The organism is Endothiovibrio diazotrophicus (assembly GCF_054657215.1).
Genome location: NZ_BAAHXB010000099.1, coordinates 1 through 21,189, shown reverse-complemented (window position 1 = coordinate 21,189; position 21,189 = coordinate 1). Strand labels below are relative to the sequence as shown.

Below are 21,189 nucleotides of genomic sequence, written 5' to 3'. Positions count from 1 at the left end.
GGTCGCTCCCGCCATCCATGGCTCCCGCGACATTCGTTCGTCCTGAACGTCATATCACCACACCCCCCATCGCGGCCTCAACGGCGACACCCCCTTGGAGCAGTGGGCGCGCACCGCCGAGCGGCTGCGCTTTCTCGACCCCGAGGTCGATCTCGACGACCTGTTCCTCTTTAAGGCGGTGCGCAAGGTCCAAAAAGACCGCACCGTCAGCCTCGATGGGCGTGCCTATGAGGTCGAGGCCGCACTCATCGGCGAGAACGTCACCCTGCGCTACGACCCCCACACCGTCGAACGCACCCTCCAGGTCTGGCACGACGGGAAATTTATCGCCCCGGCCAAGCCGGTCGACCTCTACGCCCGTCGCTCCCGGCTTCCTGCCTCCCGCGACATTAGTACATCCCTGTACGTCATTGCTTCGTCAAACGCAACCGAGCCTCCTCCCAGCTCACCACCGAGCAGCCCCCGCCCGAGCCGGCCCCGACGCGCCTGCAGCTCCACCGTAAACCCCGTCCTTGAGGAGCGTTGAGATGTACCAAAAACACTTCGCCTTGAACCGCTACCCCTTCGAGCACAGCCTCTCGCCCGATCAGCTGTTCGAATTCAACACTCTGCTGGAGGCCCGCGCACGCCTCGATCATCGGCTTCAACTGCGCGGCATCGGCCTGATCACCGGCGAGGCCGGCTCCGGCAAGACCACCGCCTGTCGCCAACTCACCGAGTCCCTCCACCCCGGTCTCTATCGCGTCTTCTACGTCCCGCTCTCTGCCCCGGCAACGTCATGGATAGGCATACAAGTCCATCGCCTGGGAGCTGGGCTTGCCCACCGAACGCAACCGCGCCTCCGCCTTTCGCCAGATCCGCACCGAGGTCTCGCGCCTCACCCTGGAGGCGAAACAACGACCGGTGCTCATCATCGACGAGGCCCACCACCTGCGAAACGACGTGCTCGAAGACTTGCGTCTGTTGACCAACTACGCGATGGATTCCGACAACCGCCTCTGCCTGATTCTGGTGGGGCTGACCGAACTGCGCCGGCGCCTCTCCATGGCCGTCCACGAGTCGCTCTCCCAGCGCATCGTCGTGCGTCACCACCTCGGCGGCCTGAGCCGCGAAGAGCTCGACGACTACCTCCGCCACCGCCTGCGCCTGGCCGGCTGCGAGCTCCCCCTGTTCGAGCCGCCCACCATCGAAGCGCTGTTCCAGGCCACCAACGGCATGCCCCGTAAGGTCAACCGCCTCGCCCACTACGCCCTGACCAGCGCCGCTTTGGACAACGCGCGAACGGTCACCGATGAGCACATGCAGGCGGCGCTCGCCGAGTTCGATCGTTAAATCATCCCTGCCTGTCGCTCCGCCCCCCCCCAAGAAAAAAAAGGGGGGGGGGAGATCTCCCTCCCATCTCCCTCTATCCCACCTTCCAGGAATTATTCACTCGGGGAATCAATCCGCGAAACGGGCTGCGCTGGTGCCTGGATTAATGCGAGAAAACGGTGGTGGGATAAAGTGCGAGACAACACCAAGGCTCAAAGGAGAGGGCCAGCCGTTGGCCGGCCTGCTGGTTGAAGTTGGCGAGCGAGCCGCTGCTGATCGGGATCTCCAATTGCTCTCGGAAGTACTCTTCGATCCGCGCGTAGGGCAGGAGTTGGAACTGAGAGAGGTAGACCGCATGCGCCTTGATGGCGTTGCCATACTGCGCAGGGCGGGATACGCCTTCCGGGAAGGTGGCGACGAAACGGTTTCCCTGCTCATCCTCCAGCACTTGAGCACAATATTCGGTGACGACTCGGGAGATGTCGAGGTCGAAGACTTGGCGTGCTTCGAAGCCGGCGTCTCGATAGCGTCCTTTTGGGAGAGCGCGTCGGTCGATCTCCAACAGGCGAATCTCATCGGGTTTCGGGACGGGCTTGAGCGTCGTGCCCACATGACCTTTCTGGCCGCCGGGCTTGCGTGGGGAACCGGTCTTGGTGTTCCGGGGACGGTTCGGGTCGGTGGACGGTGGCTTGCTGCCGTTGCGGCTATTGAGATTGAGCCGGTTGAGCAGGGCCGCGACGAGCATGAGCAATACCTCCAAGGCGGCCTTGAGCGCCGGGGAGAGGTGCTTCTCGCGCTCCAGAAGTGACCGAACCGATTGGACGGTTTTCTCGACATCGATGTTGTCGATGGTCACGGACAAGTACCCCAATGCATTTCCATGGAGGTACTTTACCATCGGTTTTCCAGGCCGATTTTTTGGCCCTGAGCGGCGATCTGAGGGCGAAAAATAATTCGCCGCCACCCGCCCCGTCAGGATGAAATTACCCGGCCTTCACGTCGCTCTCACGGCCGCATAGAGGCGTCTGCGAAGGTTGTTCGAGATGCAGGCGAAATTTTGCTTTTTTCACGAAAAAGCGTGTCAAGAACTTTTTTCCGTTTATTGAGCTGAATAGTTACCCCTTCTACAACACATCCACCACATAGCGCGCCAAGTGCGACTCCGGCAGCCACTCCTGCACGGAAGGAGGGAACAGAAAATCGGTCTGGCGGTCGATCGGACGAAAACGGCTCATTGATGCAGGCTCCTGCGAGGATGCCTGAATTTTGCTCCGGTCAAGGCGAGAAAGTCCGACAGGCTGCTAGGCACATTCAGCCAGCCGCACCCGCAGCCGCTCCACCGGCATCAGCGCCACCAGATCCCCCATCTGCGGGCCGTGGACCTCGCCGGTGAGCGCCGCGCGTAGCGGCATGAAGAGCCCCTTGCCCTTGGCGCCGGTGGCGCCCTTCACCGCATTGCTCAGCGCCTTGAAGTCGTTGCCGCTCGCCTCCTGGGCGGCCAGCGCGGCGCGGAAGAAGCCGCTCCCCGCCTCGCCGATCACCGCCGCCGCCTCCGCGCTGCGCACCAGCGGGTCGCGATAGAGCACCTCGGCCCACCTCCCGGCATCCCGCGGGAAGAGGCCGTTGGGACGCACCAGCTCAGCGAAGGCCGCACGATCGGACTGCGGCACGACCCCGCCGACCACCGGCTCCATCCATCGCCACAGTGCATCGCCCGGCTCCCGCTCCACCGCCAACCGCTGCCAGTGCTCCAACTGCCCCTCGTCGAACCGCGCCGGTGCCCGCCCCAAGCGCTCCAGTGCGAAATCTTCCGCCGCCTCGGCCAGGGTCATGAAACGCTCCTCGCCCGGGTAGGTGTGGCCGAGACGCGCCAGGTAGTTGAGCAGGGCGCCGGGCAGGAACCCCGCCTCGCGCAACTGGCGCAGGCTGCGGCTGCCGTGGCGCTTGGAGAGCGGCGAGCCGTCGGCGCCGACGATCATCGAGATGTGGCCGTAGCGCGGCGCCGGCAGCCCCAGCGCCTGGAGGATCATCAGCTGGCGCGGGGTGTTGGTCAGGTGATCCTCGCCGCGCAACACCAGGTCGACCCCCATCAGCGAATCGTCCACCGCGTTGGTGAAGAAGAAGGCCGGAGTGCCGTCGGCCCGGCGGATGATGAAGTCGCCGATATCGTCGGAGGCGAAGCGCTGGGGCCCACGCACCACGTCCTCGAAGCTCACCGTCTCCCCGGCCGGCACGCGGAAGCGCAGCGTCGGCCGCAACCCCTGCTCCACCTTCGCCGCCACCTCCCCGGCACTCAGGTGGGCGCAGGTGCCGGAATAGCGCGGCGCCTGGCCGGAGGCGCGCTGCAACTTGCGCGACAGCGCCAGCTGCTGCTCCGAGCAGAAGCAGGGATAGACCTGCCCGGCCTCCGCCAAGGCCTGGTAATAGCGCTCGTAGACCGCCAGCCGCTCCGACTGCGCATAGGGACCGAGCGCACCCTCCGCCCCGTACCCCTCCTGCCACGGCGTGCCCAGCCAGCGCAGGTCCTCCATCAGGTCGCGGGTGAATTCGTCGCGGCTGCGCTCGCCGTCGGTATCCTCGATGCGCAGCAGGAAGGTGCCGCCGCCGCGGGCGGCGGCGAGGGCGTTGAACAGGGCGGTACGGGCATTGCCCAGGTGGAGATGGCCGGTGGGGCTCGGCGCGAAGCGGGTCTTAATGGTATTCATGGCGCGCATGGTAGCGGAAGCGGGAGGGGGTCGGTAGGCTCCCACGCCCTTCCCCCTTCGTGGAGCAGGAATACGTATCTGTCCCGGTATTTGCCAACCCCTATGTTCAGGTCTCCCGCAGCGCCTCCACCGCCGGCCGCACCGCCTCGAACTGCTCCCGGGCGCGGCTCGACAGCGCTTGCGCCCCCTCCACCCGCCCCTCGCGGCCGATCGCGTCGATCGCCCTGGCGGTGGCGGAAAGCTCCAGCGCGCCGACCGTGGCGGCGGCGGACTTGAGGCTGTGGGCGGCGCGGAACATCGTTGCGGCATCGTCGCGCTCGATGCCGTCGGCAATCTGATCGAGGAGCACGGCGGTGGACTCCAGGAACTCCCCCATCACCCGGGCGAATCCGCCGGGAATCGGCCCGAGGGCAGCCCGCAGATCAACGAGAACCCTCTCGTCCAGGCTGGCGTCGGGTTTTGCCGAAGGCCCGGCGTCGACGTTTGGAGCGTCGGCCGAAGGGGTCCCGGAGGACGGTACCGGCGGGAGGATGGGCGCCCGCGCCAACCAGTGGCTCATCACCTCGGCCAGTTCGCTCTGCTTCACCGGCTTGGTCAGGTAGTCGTTCATCCCCGCCTCCTCACACCGCTCGCGGTCGCCGCGCAGGGCGTGGGCGGTGAGGGCGACGATCGGCAGGTGACCGCGGGCCCCTTCGGCCTCCCAGCGGCGAATCCGCCGGGTCGCCTCTAAGCCGTCCATTTCGGGCATCTGGATGTCCATCAGCACCAGATCGAAGCCACCCTCCTCGACGGCGGACACCGCTTCCAGACCATTGACCGCCACCGCCGCCTCGACCCCGAGGTTGGCGAGCATGCCGAGGGCCACCTGACGGTTGACCGCGTTGTCCTCCACCAGCAACACCCGTCCACGGTAATCGTCCGGCGCGTCGGCAGATGCCGCCACCGCCGTCTCCTCGATGGCGAAGGGGGCGACCTCGAAGGGAATCGACACCCGAAACAGCGAACCACGCCCCGGTTCGCTCTCCATGGCGATGCGCCCCCCCATCCGCTCGGCCAGTTGCTTGGAGATGATCAGGCCGAGACCGCTGCCACCGAAACGGCGGGTGGTGGAGGGATCGGCCTGGGTGAAGGAGGTGAAGAGCCGGCGTTGGGCCTGCGGATCGATACCGATGCCGGTATCGCGGACGGCGAGCAGCAGACGCACCTCGCCGTCGCTGCCGGACTCCCGTTCCAGCCGCACCTCCACCTCCCCCCGTTCGGTGAATTTCACCGCGTTGCCGACCAGATTGGTGGCGATCTGACGTAGCCGGGTGGGATCGCCGAGCACCCCGGCGGGGACGTCGTCGCCGATCTCGCGGCTCAGCGCCACCCCCTTCGCCACCGCCTGGTCGCCGAGGGAGGACAGCACCTGTTCCACGACGCTGCGCGGCGAGAAGGGGATGCGCTCCAGCTCCAACCGGCCCGCCTCGATCTTGGAGAGATCGAGGATGTCGTTGAGCAGGTTGAGCTGAAGGTCGGCGGAGTGCAGCGCGGTCTCCAGGTAGTAGCGCTGGTCGGCGCCCAGCTCGGTGGTACCGAGCAGGTCGAGCATGCCGATGATGCCGTTCATCGGCGTGCGGATCTCGTGGCTCATGTTGGCCAGGAACTCACTCTTCGCCCGACTCGCCTCCTCCGCGCGCCGGGTCGCCTCGCTCAGCTCCCGGGTACGCTGGACGACCCGCTCCTCCAGCGCCCCCTGGGCGCTCCGCAGGCGGTCGACCATGGCGTTGAAGGCGCGGGCGAGCGCCGCCACCTCGTCCCGTCCCCCCGCCTCCACCCCGGCGGAGAGGTCTCCCCCGCCGGCGATCGATTCGGCGGCACGGCTGACCGAGATCAGCGGAGCCAGCGCGCGGCGGGTCATCCAGCGCACCAACACCACCACCAGGGTGGAGACCAGCAGGGCGAGGCCGAGGGAGACCGCCGCCAGGGAGCGCAACGGCGCCAGCGCCTCCGCGCGCATCCGACCGAGGGAGAGGGTCAGCGCAACGCTGTCGAGGGGCGGGTTCAGACGTAGCGGCCGATCCACCGCCAGCAGCGCGCCGTCGCTGGCCTCGTCCCGGCCGATCAGCGCGCTACCCGACGAGGTGAGCCCGGCGACCACCCCACGGTCGAGAAATCCGACGCCGTCCTCGAACAGCGCCCGCAGCGGAAACTCCAGCACCAGCATCCCCTCGGCACGGCCGGTGGACGGGAACAGGACCGGCACGGCGAGCAGCAAACGCGGCGCCCCCTCCGTCACCAGTTCGGCGTGGGATCGCTCCCGACCGATCACCTCCGCCACCCACGTCCGCTGCAGATACCCCCCTCCCGGCGCGTCACCGATCGCCACCACCGCCTTGCCCTGGAAGTCGCACAGGGCCATGGCGAAGGGGGTATCGTTGGGAAGGTGGAAGGCGTTGAGCAGCGGCAGCAAGTAGACCTCGCGGCCGGCGGAGTCGAGCAGCGCGTTGGAGACCACGGTGGTCCCCGCGAGGCTGGTCACCTCTCGAGCCATCGCGGCGAGATTCAGCTCCAAGCGCTGAGCGACCAACTCGGCGTCCCGTGCCAGTTCGTGCTCGATGTTCTCCTGGAGCAGCGAACGGACCATGCCGAAGGAGACGCCGCCGACCACGAAGACGATGAGCAGGGTAACGCTCACCGTCCACAGGGTGATCCGGTCGGCCAGCCCGCCACGCAGCCACCGTGGCCCGCCCCTCGATTCCCCCTCACCGCTCATGGCCGGACCGGGACCAATGCGCCGTCCGCCTCGTAGCGCGCCATGAAGGGCCGGTCGGCGCTGAGCGCCTCGTGGCGCTCGGCGGTGAACGGCGGATCGTAGTCGGTGATCAGTCCGTGGTAGGGCCCGAGCCGCTCCAACGCGTCGCGCACCGCCGACCGCTCCGTGGTGCCGGCCTGATCCACCGCGCGGGCGAGGATGTGGGTAAGGTCGTAGGCGTGGGCCACCCCCACCGGCGAGACGATCGCCCGTGCGCCCGCCACGCCGAGGATCCGCCCGGCGGCGCGCACCACCCGCTGCGCGATCGCATCTTCGGCGCCGATGAAGCTGTAGGTCTGCACCGCCGCGAAATCCACCCTCTCCAGGCTACCGCGGGTCAGCTCGAAGAAATCACCGCCGGTCACCCCCCAGTGGCTGGCCACCGGCAGCCGCTGCCGCGCCGGCAGCGCCGCCATCTCGCGGACCAGGATCGACCCCTCGCGCTCGTTGGCCACCAGCAGCAGCGCCTCGGCCCCGGCATCGAGCAGCGCCCGGTAGGGACGGAGCAGCGAGCCGTCGCCCCAGTTGTACCACTGCACATCGACCGGCGAGACCGCCGCCCCGTTCTTCTCCAGATAACGGCGCAACGCCTTCTCGTTGCTTCGCCCCCAGGCGGTGTTGGGCAGCAGCACACCGATCCGCCGGGCGCCCTTTCTCTCCCGCAGGTAGTCCATCATCGTCGGCACCGCCCAGCCGTCGCGCAGGGAGAGGCGGAAGACGTAGTTGGGGGAGTAACCGTTATCCACGATCTTGTTGGCCGCCGCCCAGGGATCGAGCAGCGGCAGCTTCAGCGCGTGGATGGTGGCCAGCTCCTCGATCACCACCGGACTGAACTTGGCGCAGAACACCCCCACCAGGTCGGGCTGCCCGGAGAACGCCTTCAGGTTGGCCACCCCGCGGGCCGGCACCGAGCGGTTGTCGCGCACCAGCAGTTGCAACGGCCGGCCGCCGAGCACCCCGCCCGCGGCGTTGATCTCCTCGATCGCCACCAGGATGCCGGCGCGCACCGCGTCGTCCGAGGTGCTGGTGGCATGGCCGAACTCGGCATCCAGACCGATGTAGACCGGCGCCTCCTCCGCCCGGGCGACCAGGGACGCGGCGACCAGCCACAACATGAAGAGGAGGCGATACCCGCGGCGGGTTACGGTGGAAGATTGTCCATTCATCCGGCGAACTCCCGATGGCGAGGAATCGATCCCTCGATTATGCAGTCATGGAGAAGAAATCCAACCCGCTATACTGCGGCAAATCCATCGACGGCAGGGAGAAGAGATGAGCGAAGAGATCACCCACGAGGCAACCGAGGAGGCGGAAGCGCCGCAGATCGACCCCTTCTGGGAGCACCACGACGAACTGCTGGGCCTGCTGCTCTCGGTCAACCAGAAGCTGTCGGACGCCGGCACCGGCATCATGGGGTTCTTCCTTCTCCTCTACGTTGCCCTGGCGGTGATCCTCTTCTTCGACCTCGGCGCCGGCTACGACTACCCGCTCCACCGCTACGACAGTTGGGTGACCTACGCCGCCGGCCTGGTGGTGGTGTTCATCGTCGCGGGCTATCTCTCCGGGCTACAGGAGAAGCTGACCTATCTCAGACAGAAGGGCCGCATCGAGCAGGCGTTGCTGAAACGGGGCATCAGCCGCCACCTCCTCATCGCGAAGATCGAAAAGAGCCCCGGCCTGTCGCTGAAGAACGTCGCGAAGAACCTCAAGGCAAAGAGCTAGGGAAGCGCTGATTTAATCGATTTCGCCAATTCGGCGCCCAATAAAATCAATAAGTTGAGCCGAACGAATCGCGTGATTTATGATTAAATCAGCGTTTCCCTAGGGAAGCACTGATCAAATCGATTCCGCCAATTCGCCACCCTGTGAAATCAGCGGGTTACAGTTCCAAGACTGTTGGATTTCCGAATAAATCAGCGCTTCCCTAGATGTCCACGACACCGGGGATCAGCGTTTTCGGTAGCAGCACCGACAATGGGATGCACAGGCTCCGGCGTGGTCTATAAGAAGAGAAGCGGCGAAGCTCCGGCGAGACGAGCGGCGCGACACGTGGCACCACCATGCCCATCGACACCGCACGTTACACAATATGGACTTCGACCCAGGGAGAGAATGAAAATGAATGACTTCCAGCAAATGAGAATGGCGATAGCGGATTTCGTAAAACACGAGAAGGCAGTCCCCTACGCGGGATCCTGCAACAAAATAAACACCTCCATTTATATAAAAGAAAACAGGTCATTCCCGTGGCTAACCGAATCAGTATATTATCACGAGATAACCCACCATCTCCGCGTCTTCGACACCGAGATCGGATTTCTTAAATCATTGATGAAGAATTTTTCGACAATAAGAGGGTTATCGCAAGATGAAATTTTGTACATAATAGAATTTCACCGCGCCCTATACAACAACTCGATGGATCCGGAGGAATCGCTGGCAACATTCGTACAAATTCAAACCATCGACGACCCGAACAACAGAGACATGCTTGTCAATGGTTTTATAAAAGAAGACGAACGATACTACAAGTGGCTCATGAATTTCGATTTCATCAACCACGAGACGATGTTTCCAAACACGATCGAAACCAAGTGTTTAATTGCCTCACTGTTCTCCATCTGTTCGATGAACAATGGAATCCTTGAAAAACTTACCGAAGCCGAAGACGATTTTCTTCAGTTCGACTTTCAATCCTTTTTCGAACAGCAGAGCCCTAATGTGCTGTTCAAAGAACTACTCCGAGACTTCAATGGACTGGAGACGGATTCCGAGAAGCGAAGGTTTATCGCAGAAATATCCAGAAACACCATCAGCGAGGATCTGGCGAAGCAGGCTCTCGACCTGTTTGCGAAAAAATCAGGCGCCTTTCTCTCCAGGATAAAAAGAATTCGGTCCACGAGATGCAACCTGGCATACGACAGCGTCGACAAGGTGCTCGACAACACCATCATAGAATTTAATTCGGAATACGCTCCGAATTCACCCCCCAAAACCTTCCAGAAAATGCGCGCACAGGTCCATCCGCGCATCGAAATAAGAAAAAAGGAAGGTCTAATCCTTTTCCCGATCATCGAAAACGACACAGTCAAACATTTGATCTATCGTGGCCACATCCTTGTCGATGGGTCACTTCTGGAACTAGGCCGAAATGGCGATGATCTGGAAATACGGATAACAATCGCGGCCACAGGAGGAAAAGAAAGGGTGAAATTGGAATCGAACGTGGACCGAATTCCTGATCTCTATTTCGACGACACCATCTACTGCCTTGATTTATCTTTTTTTGACAAGACGGGTTTCTGCAGCATCGATAGCCGATTCTCGCAACACAACTCCTTTTTTTCCGAAGATATGACCATGTACTCCATCAAGACAATGCTGGTTCCGGAATTGGCAAGACATGGGGTCTACAGATACGCATACATCACGCCAAGAGAGGAACATTTCCGAGGAATCTCATACCTCCTTATCCAGAAATATGAATCAGGCAACGTCATTATTCTTCCCGTGCTGGACGAGTTCTGTAAATTTGACGGCAACGTCCGCGGAGGCATGAGTTCTCTTATCGATTTTATTGACGAAAACTTTCCCTCGTCTTTCACCTACAGTAGCGACTTCCACGGAGAGTTGTTCGACAATTATAAAAACATATTGCGTTATTCTATTTTACTCGATAGAAATCGCTAGCCTGCATTTCTCACCAACCTCCGTAGCGAGGGCGCCGAGATCCCGCTGTGACGGGGCACGCGGACCGGAAGGCGACGAAGACATAGTCGGCACTATGTTGAGGAGCCTGGAGGGAACACGCCCCGTCGCAGCAGGAGGGTCGGCGGTCGCAATAGGAGGGACATCCCGAACGCCGCCCCGTCGAGCGAGGATTGCCCCGCGCAGCGGGGCAATCATCAACCGTCGTCTTCGGCATCCAAGGCATACACCTCGTGCCTCGACGGGGCAGCGGCTCACTCCCACTCGATCGTGCCCGGCGGCTTGCCGGTGATGTCGTAGACCACCCGGGAGATGTGCTCCACCTCGTTGACGATGCGTCGGCAGACGTGGTCGAGGAACTCGTAGGGGAGATGGGCCCAGCGGGCGGTCATGAAGTCGATGGTCTCCACCGCGCGCAGCGCCACCACCCAGTCGTAGCGGCGGCCGTCGCCGGTCACCCCCACCGACTTCACCGGCAGGAACACGGTGAAGGCCTGGGAGGTCTTGTCGTAGAGGCCGTGCTTGCGCAGCTCCTCGATGAAGATGTGGTCGGCCAGGCGCAGGGTGTCGGCGTACTCCTTTTTCACCTCGCCGAGGATGCGCACGCCGAGACCGGGTCCCGGGAAGGGGTGGCGGTAGACCATGTCGTAGGGCAGCCCCAGCTCGACGCCGATCTTGCGCACCTCGTCCTTGAACAGCTCGCGCAGCGGCTCCACCAGCCCCAGCTTCATATGCTCGGGCAGGCCACCGACGTTGTGGTGGGACTTGATCACCTTGGCCTTGCCGGTCTTCGCCCCGGCCGACTCGATCACGTCGGGGTAGATGGTGCCCTGGGCCAGCCATTTGACGTTGGTCAGCTTCTCGGCCTCCTGCTCGAACACCTCGATGAAGGTGTTGCCGATGATCTTGCGCTTCTTCTCCGGGTCGGTCTCGCCGGCCAATTTGCCGAGGAAAAGCTCTTCGGCATCGGCGCGCACCACCTTCACCCCCATGTGCTCGGCGAAGGTGGCCATCACCTGGTCCCCCTCCTGGTAGCGCAGCAGGCCGTTGTCGACGAAGACGCAGGTGAGCTGATCGCCGATCGCCCGGTGCAGCAGGGCGGCAACTACCGAGGAGTCGACGCCGCCGGAGAGCCCGAGCAGCACCTCGTCGGCGCCCACCTGCTCGCGCACCCGCGCGATCATGTCGTCGATGATGTTGCCGGGGTTCCACAGCGCCTCACAGCCGCAGATCTCGTGGACGAAGCGCGAGAGGATCCGCTCGCCCTGGCGGGTGTGGGTCACCTCGGGGTGGAACTGGATGCCGTAGAAGCCGCGCGCCTCGTCGGCCATGCCGGCGATCGGCGCGTTGTCGGTCTCGGCGATCACCGTGAAGCCCGCGGGGAGCTGCTCGACCCGGTCGCCGTGGCTCATCCAGACGTCGAGCAGGCCGTAGCCCTCGGCGGTGGTGTGGTCCTCGATCTCGCGCAGCAGGCGGGAGTGGCCGCGGGCGCGCACCTGGGCGTAGCCGTACTCGTGGTGGGAGGCCGAGGCCACCCGGCCGCCGAGCTGCTGGGCCATGGTCTGCATGCCGTAGCAGATGCCGAGCACCGGTACGCCGAGGGTGAAGACCACCTCGGCGGCCCGCGGGGTGTCCTCGGCAGTGACCGTCTCCGGGCCGCCGGAGAGGATGATGCCGTTGGCGCCGAAGGCCTCGATCTCGGCCGGCTCCATGTCGCAGGGGTGGAGTTCACAGTAGACCCCGGCCTCGCGCACCCGGCGGGCGATCAGCTGGGTGTACTGGGAACCGAAGTCGAGGATCAGGATGCGTTGCGAATGGATGTCGGCGGCCATAGGGGGCTCCACGGGTGGCGAACGGGCAAACGGGAAAGCGCCGTATTGTACCGAAAATTCCCCGCCGGGCCCGCCGGTGCCGCCGCCAGCGGGCGCCCGCCTTTTGGTAGGAGCGCCCCCCCCGGGCCGCGATGGTGCGGAGTGGAACCCTGACGAAACGGGCGGAGGTTCGCGGCGAGGGCGCCATCGCGGCCCGGGGGCCGCTCCTACAACGGTAGAGGTGCCCCCTTCATCATCCCCCCTCCACCCGCAGCGGCACACCGAACAGATAGCCGCGGTTCTTCACCCCGCGCACCACGAACCCCTCGGCGGCGAACGGCGCCAGCTTGCGCCGCAAGCGGCTCATCTGGGTCTCCAGACGCCGTTCGTCGAAGCTCAGGTAGTCGTGACCGAGAGCCTCGATCAACGCGCGCCGGCTCACCGGCTTGCCCGCCACCCCGGCCGCCGCCCGCAGCAGGGTGCACTCACAGGCGGTGAGCGACACCCGCCGGCCATCGGGCACCACCAGCTCCAGCCGCGGGGCGTCCACCACCCACGACTCCGCCTCGCCGCTCTCGCCCAGGCGCCGCGCCAGGGCACGGATGGTCGCCGCCAGCTCGACCATCTCCACCGGCTTCACCAGATAGTGGTCCGCCCCCTCCTCCAGCCCCGCCAGGCGATCGGCCAGGGCGCTACGTCCGGTGAGGATGACGATCCCCACGCAGGGGTGGGCGGCGCGCAACCGGCGCGCCACCGACAGCCCGTCCTCGTCGGGCAGGCCGAGGTCGAGCACCAGCACCTCCAGCCGGTGCAGCGGGAGCCAGCGGTCGAGCGCCGCGGCGCTCTCCAGCGCCGCCACCTCCATCCCTTCGTGGCGTAGATTGAAGGCGATCTCGTCGAGCAGGTCGGCGTCGTCCTCCACCACCGCAACGCGAATCATCGGCAGCCCTCCGCCAGCGGCAGCCACAACCGGAAACAGGCGCCCCCCTCCTCCACCGCGGCGAGGGTCGCCTCGCCGCCGTGGAGCCGGGCGATGCGCCGCACCAGGTAGAGGCCGAGTCCGGCGCCGGGAAGATCGCTGTCGCCGCGCACGAAGGGCTCGAACAACCGCTCCGCCGACGCCGCCTCCACCCCGGGACCGCCGTCGGCCACCTCGATCACCATGCGGTCCCCCTCCTGCGCCACCCGCACCCGGATCGGCGCCGGTGCCGGGGCATACTTCAGCGCATTCTCCAGCAGGTTGTGCAGGGCCACCTGCAACAGCCCGCCGTCCCCCGACAGCCGCGCCGCGCCATCGAAGACGCACTCGATGCGCCGCCCCGCCTCGCCACACTCGCTCACCGTCGCCGCCACCAACCGGCGCAGATCGACGGGCGCGCGGCGCACCTCGACCCCCTCCTGGTCGAGCCGGTCGTAGGCCAGGCACTGGCCGATCAGCGCATCGATCCGCCCCACCGAGGCGTGGATCCGCTGGTGGCGGCGCGTCACCTCCGGCTCGCCGGCGCCGGCCAGCCGGCGCAGCGACTGCACCGCGCCGCCGATCACCGCCAGCGGCCCCTTCAGCTCGTGGTCGAGCATCGACAGGAAGCGCGCCTGGCGGCGGCGCGCGGCGCGCTCCTCGCCGGCGGTGGCCTCGGCGGCGGCGGCCTGGGCCAGCGCCTGCTGGCGCTCCCGGTCGATGGCGCGCACCCGCGCGGCGATCGCCATGTGCATCAGCAGCATGTGGCCGAGCCCGCCGATCTGCACCCCGTGGACGGCGAACAGGGTGCCGGGCAGCAGACCGAGCACGGTGAGGAAGTTGGAGAGCAGACCGAAGGCGAAGACCAGCAGTGAGAAGAGCAGGAAGGTGCCGCCGGGCACCCCGTCACGGAACAGCCGCACGGCGCGCGCGACCGAGAGCACCGTCACCGCCAGGTTGAACAGCACCAACGCGTGCCCCGCCTCGGTGTAGTGGCCGGTGAACAGCGTGATCGCGGCAAACGGCGGCAACCACACCTGGAGCCGGAACATCAGCAGGAGCAGCGACCATCGCTTCCCGAGCCGGAGGATCATCGGGAAGAAGAGACCGCTGGCGAAGGTGGCCAGAAACATCCCGGCCCCCACCGCGCCGTCGGCCAGCCGCGGATGCCCGGGCAGCAGGTACTGAAAGGTCAACCCGCCGATGCTCGACATCAACACCGCGGTGGCGGCGACGTAGAAGGCGTAGGCGAGATAGAGCCGGTGGCGCACCCAGAACCAGTAGATCAGGTTGGAGATCAGCACCAGCGCCACCATGCCGTAGTAGAACCCCATCGCCAGCGCCTCCTCCAACGCGGCGGGGTGGAAGTCGTCCGGCCGCCACACCCTGGCGAAGAGCAGCGAGGTGCTGGTGGTGTGCATGCGCAGGTAGAGAGAGTAGCTGCCCTGCGGCGGCGGATGGATGCGGAAGAGGAAGCCGCGGTAGGGGATCTCGCGGGCGGCGAACGGCAGGCGGTCACCGGCGCGGCGCTCGCTGAAACCGCCTCCGGGCTGCGGCTCGTAGAGGCGAATGTCGTCCAGATAGGGCGGCTGGATCTCCAGCCACAGCTCGGCCGGGTCCCCCGGTTCGCGGGCCACGATCAGCCGCAGCCAGTGGACGTCGCGGGTATAACCGGCGCTGAGGCTGGGACGATCGAGAGGATGGAAATTCCGCGGCTGGGCGGCGACCGAGGCCACCGTCTCGGTGCCGTCGCTGCCGGTGAGCACGGAAAACTGGGTGATTCGCGCGGCGGCGGCGCTCGACGACAGGGAGAGCAGCAACAGCAGGACGAGCCAACCGGGAACGGGAAGCGGTGACGAGCCAATCATTCGGAGATCCCCAATCCCTGCCAATCCCTACAATTACCCAACGACTCGCGTTTCCCCCGCCTGCAGGCGGTATATCAGATCAATCCTACTTTAACGTAATTAATCTCCTCCAGTCATTTGAGTAGGTCGCCGCTACCGCGGCGACGGGAACGGAGGCGCCGCCGTGAGATCCCCTCCGACCCCATCCGAACGGGAAGCGGGGTCGGCAAGGCCGTGATCACCCGAGCCCCGCTGCCCCCGTTCGCGTCGCTGCGGTAGCGACTATGGCAGTTCGGGGAGATCGTCCCGGTTCAGGCGCGCTACGCCGCCTCGTGGTGCTCCGGCCCGCCATGGGCCGCCGCCGCGGGCAGCCGCCGGGTCAGCGACTTCATCAGTTCGACGATCGCATAGACCCCGACGTGACGGCTCGGTGAGAGGTGTTCGTTGAGTTGCAGGCGGTGGAAGAACTCGTCGACGTCCAGCGCCGCGATCTCCTCGGCGCGGCGACCGTCGGTGAGGCGAATCAGCAGGGCGAGCACGCCGCGGATCACGGCGGTATCGCACTCGCCGTGAAAACGGATCCGCTGCGGTTCCCGCGGATCACGGTAGGGACAGACCCAGACCCGGCTCATGCAGCCGTGGACCCGGTGCGCCTCCACCTTCAGATGCTCCGGCATCCGCGGCAGCACCTCCCCCAGCTCCATCAGGTAGCGGTAGCGCTGCTCCCAGTCGCCGAGCAGTTCGAACCCCTCCACCAGTTCGTCCAGGGTGGTCATGGGCCCTCCCCTTCGTCCGCCGCTTCGGAGCGTCCGGCGAGCACCGCCTCCAGCCGCCCCAGCAACCCCTCGCGCAGCGCCTCCGGCAGCCCGTTCTCGATCAGCCCGCGCAGGAAACCGAGGCAGAGCATGCGCCGCGCCACCCGCTCGCCGATGCCGCGGGCGCGCAGGTAGAAGAGCTGCTCCGGGTCGAGCCGGCCGACGGTGGTGCCGTGGCCGCACTTCACGTCATCGGCGTAGATCTCCAACCGCGGCTTGACGTCCACCTCGGCATCGCGGCCGAGCAGCAGGTGGTCCACCGCCAACCGCCCGTCGCTCCCCTGGGCGTCCCGCGCCACCAGCACCCGGCCATCCACCACCGCCCGACCGCCGCCCTGAACCAGACCGCGGAACCGCTCGCCACTGGTGCAACGCGGGGCCTGATGGCGGATGTCGAGATGGTTCTCCACCAGCCTTCCGCGCTCGACCACGCAGAGGCCGTCGATACGGCACTCCGCCCCCGGCCGGCGCAGCTCCACGTCGTAGCCGCTGCGCACCCAGCCGCCGCCCAGCTCCAGGGCGGTGGCCAGATAGCGGCTGTCACCCTCCTGGGTGATGAAGCGGTTGGCCAGGAGGCGCGCCCCGTTGCCCGCCTCCTGCAGCCGCAGATGACGCAACCGGCTCCCCTCCTCCAGGGTGATCTCGGCGAGGTGGTTGTGGAAGTGGTCGATGCCGTCCAACGAGTGGAAGCGCTCGATCCAGGTCACCTCCGCGCCCCGCTCCAGCACCACCCGGTGGCGCAGCTGGCGCATCGTCCCCGCCTCCCCCTCGCTCGCCAGGTGGAGCACCTCCAGCGGGCGCTCGAGCACCATCCCGGCGGGCACCCGCAGGAACAGCCCGTCGTGGAGCAGCGCGGTGTTGAGGGCGGGGAAGGGGTCGTCGGCGTGCTCGGCCGACGCGCGGAACCACTCGGCGAGACACTCCGGCTCGCGCAGCAGGGCGTCGCACAGGCTGCCCACGGTGACCCCGCCGGGCAGCCCGTCGAGCCGGGAGAGTTCCGGGCGCAGGCGGCCGTCGACGAACACCACCCGGACCCCCTCCGCAACCAGCGGCGCCACCTCCGGCAGTCCCGCCGGCAGCGCCTCGGGGGGCTCACCGGCGCCGCGGTAGGCGGTCTCGAACAGCGACTCGATCCGGCTGTAGCGCCACGCCTCGCGCTTGCGTCCGATGGGACGCTGGCGGGCCAGGGCGTTGCGCCCCCGCTCGTGGAGCCGGCCCAGCCACGGCGGCGGATCGGCGGGGATGCAGCCGCGGCTCTCCTCGGCGATGCGCCGGAACCAGGCCCGCTGATCGATGGCTTCGCCGCTCATGCCGCCTCCTCCCCGGTGATCCAGCCGTAGCCGCGCCGCTCCAGCTCGCGGGCCAGGGAGCGGTCGCCGGAGCGAACGATCCGCCCGCCCGCCAGCACATGGACGAAGTCGGGCTCCACGTAGTCGAGCAGCCGCTGGTAGTGGGTGATCAGCAGCATCCCGCGCTCGGTTGAGCGCAGGGTGTTGATGCCCTGGGCGACGGTGCGCAGGGCGTCGATGTCGAGGCCCGAATCGGTCTCGTCGAGGATCGCCAGCTTCGGCTCCAGCAGCGCCATCTGCAGGATCTCGTTGCGCTTCTTCTCGCCACCGGAGAAGCCGGCGTTGACGCTGCGCTGGAGCAGCGCCGGGTCCATCTCCAGGCGCTGCGCCGCGCCGCGCACCCGGGTCAGGAACTCGATGCCGTCGAGCGCCGGCTCGCCGCGGGCACGGCGCACGCCGTTGACCGCCTCGCGCAGAAACTCCGCGTTGCCCACCCCCGGCAGCTCCACCGGGTACTGCATCGCCAGGAACAGCCCGCGGGCGGCCCGCGCCTCGATGTCGAGGGCGAGCAGGTCCTCGCCGTCGAAGGTCACCTCGCCGGCGGTGGCGCGGTAGCCGTCGCGCCCCGCCAGCAGATAGGAGAGGGTGCTCTTGCCGGAGCCGTTGGGCCCCATCACCGCGTGGACCTCGCCGACGCCCACCTCCAGGTCGATCCCGTGCAGGATCGGTTTCCCCTCCACCTCCGCGTGGAGGCCTTTGATCGATAGCATCTTTCGTCTCCTGTCGTTGCAAACCTTCGTGACCCATCCCGTAGGTCGGCGCTACGGCGCCGACGCGAACGGAGGCACCGCCGTCGTACTACCCGCCCTGCCTTCCGAGCGGACCCCGCCATTCGGATCGAACATCGCGACGGTGAGCCCGCTGCCCCCGTTCGCGTCGGCGCGGTAGCGCCGACCTACGCTCATCCCACCGCTCCTTCCAAGGTGATCTCCAACAGCTTCCGCGCCTCCATCGCGAACTCCATCGGCAGCTCGTTGAACACCTCCTTGCAGAAGCCGTTGACGATCAGCGACACCGCCTGTTCCTCGCTCAACCCGCGCTGGCGGCAGTAGAAGAGCTGCTCCTCGCCGATCCGCGAGGTGGTCGCCTCGTGTTCCAGCCGGGCGGTGGGGTTGCGCGCCTCGATGTAGGGGAAGGTGTGGGCGCCGCAGCGGTCGCCGAGCAGCAGCGAGTCGCACTGGGTGTGGTTGCGCGCGTTCTCCGCCCGCGCGCTGATCCGCACCAGGCCGCGGTAGGTGTTCTCGGCGTGGCCGGCGGAGATCCCCTTGGAGACGATGGTGCTGCGGGTGTCGCGGCCGATGTGGATCATCTTGGTGCCGGTGTCCGCCTGCTGGCGGTTGCGGGTCACCGCCACCGAGTAGAACTCGCCCACCGAGCCGTCGCCCTGGAGGATGCAGCTGGGGTACTTCCAGGTGATCGCCGAGCCGGTCTCCACCTGGGTCCAGGAGATACGCGAACGGGCGCCGCGGCAGGCGCCGCGCTTGGTGACGAAGTTGTAGATGCCGCCCCGCCCCTGCTCATCGCCGGGGTACCAGTTCTGCACCGTGGAGTACTTGATCCGCGCATCGTCCAGGGCGATCAGCTCGACCACCGCCGCGTGCAGCTGGCGGTCGTCGCGCTGTGGCGCGGTACACCCCTCCAGGTAGCTCACCGAGGCGCCCTCCTCGACGACGATCAGGGTACGTTCGAACTGGCCGGTGGCCGCCTGGTTGATGCGGAAGTAGGTGGAGAGCTCCATCGGGCAGGCGACCCCTTTCGGCACGTAGACGAAGGTGCCGTCGCTGAACACCGCGGCGTTGAGGCAGGCGTAGAAGTTGTCGCTGTAGGGGACCACCGAACCGAGATAGCGCCGCACCAGCTCCGGGTACTCGCGCACCGCCTCGGAGAGCGAGCAGAAGATCACCCCGGCGTCGGCCAGCTTCTTGCGGTAGGTGGTGGCCACCGAGACACTGTCGAAGACCGCATCCACCGCCACCCCGGCCAGCGCCTTCTGCTCGTCGATCGGGATGCCGAGCCGCTCGTAGGTCTCCAGCAGCTTGGGGTCCACCTGGTCGAGGCTGTCGGGCCCCTTCTTCGGGGCGGAGTAGTAGGAGATCGCCTGGAAATCGATGATCGGGTGGTGCAGGTGGGCCCACTCCGGATCCTCGAAGGTGAGCCAGCGGCGATACGCCTTGAGCCGCCACTCCAGCAGCCAGTCGGGCTCCCCCTTCTTCGCCGACAGGACGCGGATCACCCCCTCGTCGAGTCCGGGGGGGAGGGTCTCCGACTCGATCTCGGTGACGAACCCCTGCGGATAACCGCCCGGCAACAGGGTCTCGAACGATGCCTCACTACGCGCCATGGGCCTCTACCTCCGCAATAACTGACCAATACACTCGGTAATTGCGATAGGTATGGACCCGAACGGCGCACGATGCAACGGTGGGAAAAGTGGGGGATTCCCATTGACACCCCCCAACTCGCGCCCCACTATCGCGCTGCTCCGCCCCACGCTCGCCAGGGCGGAACCGTTCCCCTCCCCTTGTAAGGAGTGCACCATGCGTTCCCTGAAAGCCGCCCTGCTCGCCGTCCTCCTCGCCGCGCCGCTTGCCGCCGCCCGGGCCGAGGAGAAGGTGCTCAACGTCTACAACTGGACCGACTACATCGCCGAGGACACGCTGGCCAACTTCGAAAAGGCCACCGGCATCCATGTGGTCTACGACGCCTACGACGCCAACGAGGTGCTGGAGGCGAAGCTACTCGCCAGCGCCAGCGGCTACGACGTGATCTTCCCCACCGCCCAGCCGTTCGCCCAGCGCCACATCGCCGCCCACCTCTACCGCCCGCTGGACCGCGCCAAGCTGCCCAACTACGGCAACCTCGACCCGAAGATCCTGCAATCCCTGGAGACCGCCGACCCCGGCAACCGCTACACCGTGCCCTACATGTGGGGCACCACCGGCATCGGCTACAACGTCGCCAAGGTGAAGGCGGCGCTCGGCACCGACGCACCGATCGACGGCTGGTCGCTGATCTTCGATCCGCAGATCTCCGCCAAGCTCGCCGGCTGCGGCATCTCGGTGATGGACGACGAGATGGAGGCGATGACCGCCGCGCTGCTCTACCTCGGCAAGGACCCCAACACCGCCGACCCGCAGGACTTCGAGGCCGCCGCCGCGCTGTTCAAGAAGGTGCGCCCGAACATCAAGTACTTCCACTCCTCGCAATACATCAACGACCTGGCCAACGGCGACCTGTGCGTCGCCCAGGGCTACTCCGGCGACGTGCTGCAAGCGCGCGACCGCGCCGCCGAGGCGAAGAACGGGGTCGAGATCGCCTATCGGGTGCCCAAGGAGGGGGCGGTGCTGTGGGTCGACGTGATGGCGATCCCCTCCGACGCGCCCCATCCGGAGAACGCGCTGGCCTTCATCAACTACATGATGGACCCGGCGGTGATCGCCGCGGTGAGCAACTACGTCTCCTACGCCAACGCCAACCGGGCGGCCACCCCGCTGGTCGATGAGGCGGTGCGCAACGACCCCGGCGTCTACCCGTCGGCGGAAGTGAAGCAGCGCCTGGTCACCATCCGCACCCTGCCCGACAAGGCGCAGCGGCAGAAGGTGCGGGTGTGGACCCGGATCAAGACCGGCCGCTGACCGCCGCCGCCCCGCCCCCTGCTGGCGGGGCTTTTTCGACCTCCTGTAGGAGCGGCCCCCAGGCCGCGATCACGGCGGAGTGCCGCAACAGCCAGCTCAGACATAGCCCTTCTTTTTGGCGCTGTCTGAATTACGCGCGTTGCGATCGGTCGCTGGCGCCGCGATTCACTGTAGGAGCGGCCCCCAGGCCGCGATCATGACGGAGTGCCGCACCTCGATTTGGCAGGTGGTAGGAACGGACATGGCGCCTTCGCGG

General features: G+C 66.3%; 14 protein-coding genes and 2 pseudogenes. 5 read left to right on the top strand and 11 right to left on the bottom strand.

The features are described 5' to 3' along the window. Positions 1 to 94 precede the first annotated feature (94 nt). Positions 95 to 526: a Mu transposase C-terminal domain-containing protein gene (locus tag ACYQ2W_RS19730; protein ID WP_459871105.1), complete on the top strand. Its 432-nt coding sequence runs from the start codon at positions 95 to 97 to the stop codon at positions 524 to 526. Position 527: 1 nt separating this feature from the next. Next, a pseudogene (locus tag ACYQ2W_RS19725) lies at positions 528 to 1,332 on the top strand (ExeA family protein). A gap of 184 nt (positions 1,333 to 1,516) precedes the next feature. Here the strand turns inward: ACYQ2W_RS19725 and ACYQ2W_RS19720 are convergent. The 4 genes and pseudogenes from ACYQ2W_RS19720 to ACYQ2W_RS19705 form a co-directional block, all read right to left on the bottom strand. Further along, a pseudogene (locus tag ACYQ2W_RS19720) lies at positions 1,517 to 2,209 on the bottom strand (DUF6444 domain-containing protein); the annotation flags it as partial. Between the two features lie 403 nt (positions 2,210 to 2,612). Continuing rightward, on the bottom strand, positions 2,613 to 4,025 hold the full coding sequence (gene gltX, locus ACYQ2W_RS19715) for a glutamate--tRNA ligase (RefSeq protein WP_459871102.1): 1,413 nt from the start codon (positions 4,023 to 4,025) through the stop codon (positions 2,613 to 2,615). A gap of 97 nt (positions 4,026 to 4,122) precedes the next feature. Beyond that, a complete protein-coding gene (locus ACYQ2W_RS19710; protein ID WP_459871099.1) occupies positions 4,123 to 6,771 on the bottom strand; it encodes an ATP-binding protein in 2,649 nt (882 codons plus the stop codon). Continuing rightward, a complete protein-coding gene (locus tag ACYQ2W_RS19705; protein WP_459871096.1) occupies positions 6,768 to 7,976 on the bottom strand; it encodes an ABC transporter substrate-binding protein in 1,209 nt (402 codons plus the stop codon). Before ACYQ2W_RS19705 ends, ACYQ2W_RS19710 begins: the two co-directional genes overlap by 4 nt. A gap of 106 nt (positions 7,977 to 8,082) precedes the next feature. Between ACYQ2W_RS19705 and ACYQ2W_RS19700 the strand changes: the two genes are divergently transcribed. Continuing rightward, positions 8,083 to 8,532, top strand: coding sequence for a hypothetical protein (locus ACYQ2W_RS19700; protein WP_459871093.1), 450 nt, complete (start codon positions 8,083 to 8,085; stop codon positions 8,530 to 8,532). Positions 8,533 to 8,928: 396 nt separating this feature from the next. Next, a complete protein-coding gene (locus tag ACYQ2W_RS19695) occupies positions 8,929 to 10,500 on the top strand; it encodes a hypothetical protein (protein ID WP_459871090.1) in 1,572 nt (523 codons plus the stop codon). A 272-nt stretch (positions 10,501 to 10,772) separates the two neighbouring features. Here the strand turns inward: ACYQ2W_RS19695 and guaA are convergent, their stop codons facing one another. The 7 genes from guaA to sufB all read right to left on the bottom strand — a co-directional run bounded on the left by guaA (position 10,773) and on the right by sufB (position 19,639). Beyond that, complete coding sequence (guaA, locus tag ACYQ2W_RS19690; RefSeq protein WP_459871087.1) at positions 10,773 to 12,350, bottom strand: glutamine-hydrolyzing GMP synthase; 1,578 nt, start codon at positions 12,348 to 12,350, stop codon at positions 10,773 to 10,775. A gap of 232 nt (positions 12,351 to 12,582) precedes the next feature. After that, positions 12,583 to 13,269, bottom strand: coding sequence for a response regulator transcription factor (locus ACYQ2W_RS19685; RefSeq protein WP_459871084.1), 687 nt, complete (start codon positions 13,267 to 13,269; stop codon positions 12,583 to 12,585). Beyond that, positions 13,266 to 15,155, bottom strand: a complete 1,890-nt coding sequence (locus tag ACYQ2W_RS19680) for a sensor histidine kinase (protein WP_459871081.1) — start codon at positions 15,153 to 15,155, stop codon at positions 13,266 to 13,268. Before ACYQ2W_RS19680 ends, ACYQ2W_RS19685 begins: the two co-directional genes overlap by 4 nt. 299 nt (positions 15,156 to 15,454) lie before the next feature. Further along, positions 15,455 to 15,910 (bottom strand): SufE family protein, encoded by a 456-nt coding sequence (locus ACYQ2W_RS19675; protein ID WP_459871078.1) that lies wholly within the window; start codon positions 15,908 to 15,910, stop codon positions 15,455 to 15,457. Then, positions 15,907 to 17,259, bottom strand: coding sequence for a Fe-S cluster assembly protein SufD (gene sufD, locus ACYQ2W_RS19670; protein WP_459871075.1), 1,353 nt, complete (start codon positions 17,257 to 17,259; stop codon positions 15,907 to 15,909). Before sufD ends, ACYQ2W_RS19675 begins: the two co-directional genes overlap by 4 nt. After that, positions 17,256 to 18,008: a Fe-S cluster assembly ATPase SufC gene (gene sufC, locus ACYQ2W_RS19665; RefSeq protein ID WP_459871072.1), complete on the bottom strand. Its 753-nt coding sequence runs from the start codon at positions 18,006 to 18,008 to the stop codon at positions 17,256 to 17,258. The genes sufD and sufC overlap by 4 nt, the downstream gene beginning before the upstream one ends. Positions 18,009 to 18,199: 191 nt before the next feature. Next, positions 18,200 to 19,639 (bottom strand): Fe-S cluster assembly protein SufB, encoded by a 1,440-nt coding sequence (gene sufB, locus ACYQ2W_RS19660; RefSeq protein WP_459871070.1) that lies wholly within the window; start codon positions 19,637 to 19,639, stop codon positions 18,200 to 18,202. 196 nt (positions 19,640 to 19,835) lie between these two features. Between sufB and ACYQ2W_RS19655 the strand changes: the two genes are divergently transcribed. Continuing rightward, positions 19,836 to 20,933, top strand: a complete 1,098-nt coding sequence (locus tag ACYQ2W_RS19655; protein ID WP_459871068.1) for a polyamine ABC transporter substrate-binding protein — start codon at positions 19,836 to 19,838, stop codon at positions 20,931 to 20,933. Positions 20,934 to 21,189: the final 256 nt, after the last annotated feature.

Coding starts and splice junctions, on each gene's coding strand:
- gltX (WP_459871102.1), bottom strand. CDS start 4,025: ATGCGCGCCATGAATACCATTAAGACCCGCTTCGCGCCGAGCCCCACC.
- ACYQ2W_RS19710 (WP_459871099.1), bottom strand. CDS start 6,771: ATGAGCGGTGAGGGGGAATCGAGGGGCGGGCCACGGTGGCTGCGTGGC.
- ACYQ2W_RS19705 (WP_459871096.1), bottom strand. CDS start 7,976: ATGAATGGACAATCTTCCACCGTAACCCGCCGCGGGTATCGCCTCCTC.
- ACYQ2W_RS19700 (WP_459871093.1), top strand. CDS start 8,083: ATGAGCGAAGAGATCACCCACGAGGCAACCGAGGAGGCGGAAGCGCCG.
- ACYQ2W_RS19695 (WP_459871090.1), top strand. CDS start 8,929: ATGAATGACTTCCAGCAAATGAGAATGGCGATAGCGGATTTCGTAAAA.
- guaA (WP_459871087.1), bottom strand. CDS start 12,350: ATGGCCGCCGACATCCATTCGCAACGCATCCTGATCCTCGACTTCGGT.
- ACYQ2W_RS19685 (WP_459871084.1), bottom strand. CDS start 13,269: ATGATTCGCGTTGCGGTGGTGGAGGACGACGCCGACCTGCTCGACGAG.
- ACYQ2W_RS19680 (WP_459871081.1), bottom strand. CDS start 15,155: ATGATTGGCTCGTCACCGCTTCCCGTTCCCGGTTGGCTCGTCCTGCTG.
- ACYQ2W_RS19675 (WP_459871078.1), bottom strand. CDS start 15,910: ATGACCACCCTGGACGAACTGGTGGAGGGGTTCGAACTGCTCGGCGAC.
- sufD (WP_459871075.1), bottom strand. CDS start 17,259: ATGAGCGGCGAAGCCATCGATCAGCGGGCCTGGTTCCGGCGCATCGCC.
- sufC (WP_459871072.1), bottom strand. CDS start 18,008: ATGCTATCGATCAAAGGCCTCCACGCGGAGGTGGAGGGGAAACCGATC.
- sufB (WP_459871070.1), bottom strand. CDS start 19,639: ATGGCGCGTAGTGAGGCATCGTTCGAGACCCTGTTGCCGGGCGGTTAT.
- ACYQ2W_RS19655 (WP_459871068.1), top strand. CDS start 19,836: ATGCGTTCCCTGAAAGCCGCCCTGCTCGCCGTCCTCCTCGCCGCGCCG.